At 38.4% G+C, this 4494-nt stretch carries 5 protein-coding genes; 4 read left to right on the top strand and 1 reads right to left on the bottom strand.

Features of this window, described 5'->3' with window-relative positions; translation table 11 throughout:
- Nucleotides 1–93: 93 nt before the first annotated feature.
- Nucleotides 94–1479, bottom strand: a complete 1386-nt coding sequence (gene radA, locus NZ519_12475) for a DNA repair protein RadA (GenBank protein ID MCS7029570.1) — start codon at nucleotides 1477–1479, stop codon at nucleotides 94–96.
- Between the two features lie 69 nt (nucleotides 1480–1548).
- Between radA and NZ519_12470 the strand changes: the two genes are divergently transcribed.
- The 4 genes from NZ519_12470 to NZ519_12455 all read left to right on the top strand — a co-directional run.
- Nucleotides 1549–2496, top strand: coding sequence for a class I SAM-dependent methyltransferase (locus tag NZ519_12470; GenBank protein MCS7029569.1), 948 nt, complete (start codon nucleotides 1549–1551; stop codon nucleotides 2494–2496).
- Nucleotide 2497: 1 nt separating this feature from the next.
- Nucleotides 2498–3670, top strand: coding sequence for a SpoIID/LytB domain-containing protein (locus NZ519_12465; GenBank protein MCS7029568.1), 1173 nt, complete (start codon nucleotides 2498–2500; stop codon nucleotides 3668–3670).
- A 17-nt stretch (nucleotides 3671–3687) separates the two neighbouring features.
- Nucleotides 3688–3951 carry a hypothetical protein gene (locus NZ519_12460; protein MCS7029567.1) on the top strand — a complete coding sequence of 88 codons (264 nt, stop codon included), beginning with the start codon at nucleotides 3688–3690 and terminating at the stop codon, nucleotides 3949–3951.
- Nucleotides 3948–4494: hypothetical protein (locus NZ519_12455; protein MCS7029566.1), on the top strand; the 547-nt coding region annotated here is incomplete at its 3' end. The genes NZ519_12460 and NZ519_12455, both read left to right, overlap by 4 nt.

The raw sequence follows: 4494 nt of genomic DNA, 5'->3' as shown, positions 1-4494 counted from the left end.
GAAGCACGCCGACCTTGCCCACACAAGCGCAAGCGAAGTGTGGGCAAGGGCACGCCCAAAAAAATAAGACAGAATCTCACAAAACTTTTAATTTTATCCAAATAAGTGATTCACTACCTCCTCTAACTTATTAAAACCATGAACCTTCAAGCCAATTTTTTTCAAATTCATACCTTTTAGGTTGTGCTTAGCCGCAAATACTTCCTCAAAGCCCATTTTTTCTACCTCCAACAATCGCTGCTCTAATCGGCTAATAGAACGAATTTCACCACTCAAACCTACTTCCGCACAAAAAACTGCTTTTTTAGGCAAAGGGACATCGTTCAAACTAGATAAAATGGCACAGACTACTCCTAAATCTGCTGCAGGGTCTTCTATTCTCAATCCCCCTGTAATGTTCAAAAATACATCTTTCTGACCAATCTTGAAGCCGCATCGGCGTTCTAAAACGGCTAAAAGCATATTTAGTCGGCGCAAATCAAAACCTGTGCTTGACCGCTGCGCCGTAGCATATACTGCCGTAGATACCAAAGCTTGTGTTTCTATCAGTATAGGGCGTATACCTTCTAAAATAGGAGTAATTGCTATCCCTGAAAATTCTTCATCATAATCTGAAAGCAGTACCTCAGAAGGATTACTTACCTGTCTTAATCCTTCACTACGCATTTCATATATCCCTATTTCTGCCGAAGAACCAAATCTATTTTTAGAAGTCCGTAAAATACGATAAGCATGATACCTATCCCCTTCAAATTGTAAGACAGTATCTACCATGTGTTCCAAAACCTTAGGACCTGCAAGGCTTCCATCTTTGGTAATATGTCCAATTAAAAATACGGGTACCCCCTGCTCTTTGCTATAACGCATAAACTGTGCAGCACATTCACGTACTTGCGTAATAGAACCAGGTGCAGACTCAATGTGCATAGAGTGAAGAGTTTGTACTGAATCTACAATAACTAAATCAGGTTGTAATTCGGCAATTTGCACAAAAATATTTTCAATGTTTGTTTCAGGTAAAATGTAAAGTTCATCATTTCTGTATGGAAGTCGCTCTGCGCGCATACGTACTTGCCGCTCTGATTCTTCGCCCGATACATACAGCACTTTTAAGTTGTTCATTTGCAGGGCTAATTGAAGCATCAAAGTAGACTTACCTATGCCTGGTTCTCCACCGATAAGCACCAAAGCCCCTTGTACTATGCCCCCCCCTAATGTGCGATTAAGTTCATCATCAGGCGTAATGTACCGACTTTCTTTCGCGTTTTCTATATCAAAAAGTTTTTTGGCTACCGCTTTCGTAGGTTTTTTGTGAGAGGTATCCCAAGGAACAGCACTACCCGTTTTTTGCGAACTTACGCTTTCTACTACTTCTTCGACAAAAGTATTCCAATTTTGACAAGAAGGACACTTTCCCAACCACTTAGGCGACTTTGCTCCGCAAACTTGACAAAAAAATGCTGTTTTCAATTTTGCCATTAGACAAAGATACTACTCTACCTCCATACGCTCAACTCAAACAATTTGTTTTATCTTTGTATTTTATCTATGCAACTTCTAGAAAAAGAAATTTCCCTTTTGGAAACGTACAGAAATATTCTGCTCTCTCTTTATCCCGAACTCAAAGAAATGACCGAAAATTTACCTAAATATAACCCTGAATACTATGCTATAGCCAGCATTCCTGCACAAGTCATTCAATATCTATGCGAAAAGGATAGCCAACGGATTGTCCAATCTATACAAGCTTATATTCGATTTTGTGATACCTTCAAGCAAAAACAAATTGAGTTTATCCGTAACCAGAGTTATGCATATCAAGATTTTGAGCAGGTCAATAAGGAGGTTTATCAAAACCAAAACTATATGGCTCAAACGTACTATCCTGCTTTGCTGTTTAGTTATTTATTTTCCTCAAATTACTTTGAAATTTTACGTGTATTTTGTCAATACTTCATTCCTCTTACTCAAACTAAGCAAGGTAAAAGCTGCGAAATTGGCATAGGACATGGGCTTTTATCTGCTTTGCTGCTTTCTCGAAATTCAAACTTACAAGGCGTAGGGATAGATATCAGTCCTGTGGCGCAGCAAGTTTCGGCAAGAGTTAGTAAATTTTTTGGGCTAACGCCCATTCCTGTATGTATAGAAGACGCTACTCATCAAATTACTCAAAAGAATAATCAGGTCATGATTTGCGCGGAGGTATTAGAACATTTGCCGCAACCCCAACAGCTTTTAGAAAATATCTATGCTGCTTTGGCTGAAAATGGCTTACTTTTTCTAACGGCATCTATCAATATGGAATCGGTTGACCATTTATATTGGTTTGAAAATGATATGCAAGTCCAAGAAATGGTGGAAAAAACAGGCTTTAAGATAATGCAAAAAAATATAGCTTTTTTGACTTCACAAGACTATCGTAATAACCCATCTTTACAAAATCGTTTGATGAAACGAAAAAATCCTTGTACAGTCATTTTTATTTTGACCAAATAACATGTTTTTGAGTAGGTTAAGGGGCTATTCTGCAAAGGTCTTAGTACTTTTTAATGCCCTACTATGTGCTTTTTTTAATACTTCTGCTCGTGAGGTAAGAATTGGCTTATGGGCGGATATTGAACCGCAATCCGTACGGTACCATAGTGAAAAGAGTGAGGTATGGCTATTTGAAGGTACGGTTGAAGCAAAGCTTAAAAAATCAATATTCAAAGACAGTCCGTTTTCCATCAAGGCAGCGGGCAAAAAAGTGGAAGTATATCAAGGAAGTGAGGTAATAGAAGTATGGGATACTTTGTACATTTATCCGTATCTTATTTATGCTGATTTTACCTTAAAAAATGCTTCTCGTTTCGGTAACTACAAGGGAAAGTTGATATGTTTTGTCAATTCGCAGGGCTATTTAACTTTGATTAACGAAGTAGATATAGAGTGGTACTTGTGCGGAGTGGTAGAGTCTGAAATGGGCAGGATAAAAGAAATAGAAGCAATTAAAGCTCAAGCTTTATGTGCGCGTACGTATGCTATACGTGGTTACAAAAGACATATACATGAAGGTTTTCATCTATGTGATCAGCAGCATTGTCAAGCATATAAGGGAGTAAGCCCATATAAGCCTATCATAGATGCGGTTTTTGCTACGCGGGGGGAGGTTATTTTGTATCAAGGGAATTTGATAGATGCTTTGTTTTCGGCTTGTTGTGGAGGTATTACAGCCGATGCCCAAGAAGTTTGGAACAAAGATATCCCTTACTTAAAACCTGTGTTAGATGGCAAGTATTGTCAGCGGTCAAAAAATTTTAAATGGAGAGTAGTTATGCCTTTATCAGAATGGCGGAAAATTGTATTTTCAGGAGATAGCTTACCGAATGTAGTTTATTATATACCTGATAAAAGCGGTAGGCCGCACAAGCTTCTATACAGGAATACTGAACATAATTTGAGTGATAACACTATACGTACTCAATTGCGACTAAAATCGGCTAAAATTACCTACCAAGTTTTTGGGGGATCAGTAGTTATTGAGGGATACGGATTTGGGCATGGGGTAGGGCTTTGCCAAGAAGGGGCAATTGGAATGGCTGCGCAGGGCTTTACTTATCCGAATATCATTAAGTACTATTACAAAGGGGTTACTTTGGGCTATGATGTGGAAGATGAGTCTTTGCAGTGAGGTCAAATTTTAATTTTTTGGGCGTGCCCTTGCCCACACTTCGCTTACGCTTGTGTGGGCAAGGTCGGCGTGCTTCGGGCTACGCTTTCGCTTCGGTGCTACGCTTCGCTCCGCACTGGGCTAACGCCCACCCTCCGCATGCCTCACGCAAACAACTGTCATCCTCAATACATCTTACATTTATTCACAATGAGAAGGAGTTTCAAAAATATTTTAGCAAGTCTCTTTCTGATAAAAAACCCGTGTTGTATTTATACAACTTGTTACGCAAGCACGTTTGAGTGTATCAGACCCAGAGTTCAAAAGAAAGAAAAAAGAGAAAACCGAAGCCTTAGGGTTAAGTGAAGACATTCCCAATGAACTTTTAGCTTATTGTTTAGAATACAAAAAAGTACCCGAAACCTTAAAACCTAATCCCGCTCCTAAACTTGGAAAAACCCAAGAAAATACCGATATTCGTAGTATGAAGTTTTATACTTGGGAAGAAGCAGAATTATATGGAATTGAATTTCCTTATCAGTCTATGGCGGCTTTTGAAATGGCATGCAATTACAATAATCGTAAAGATGCAAAGTACAAAGCCATTACTAAAATGGCTTTTGACCCATACAGATTATGCGAAGGAAGTTTTTGCCCTGATGTTATTTTTTATGAAGGTACAAAATGGTATGATTACAAACCCGTAGTAATTGTTGAAATAGAAGATACGTTTAATTTAGCACAGTATATAAAGCGTTTTGATGTGTATCTAAAAACTCCAACGGTTAAAGAGGTTTTTTTGTATAACATTGCAATTGATAAAATAACCAAGCAAAAGAAAGAGG

This window comes from Bacteroidia bacterium, assembly GCA_025056095.1.
In the GTDB taxonomy this organism is placed as follows: domain Bacteria; phylum Bacteroidota; class Bacteroidia; order JANWVE01; family JANWVE01; genus JANWVE01.
Note: the sequence above shows the minus strand (reverse complement) of the source record. Positions and strands in the feature narration are given on the sequence as shown.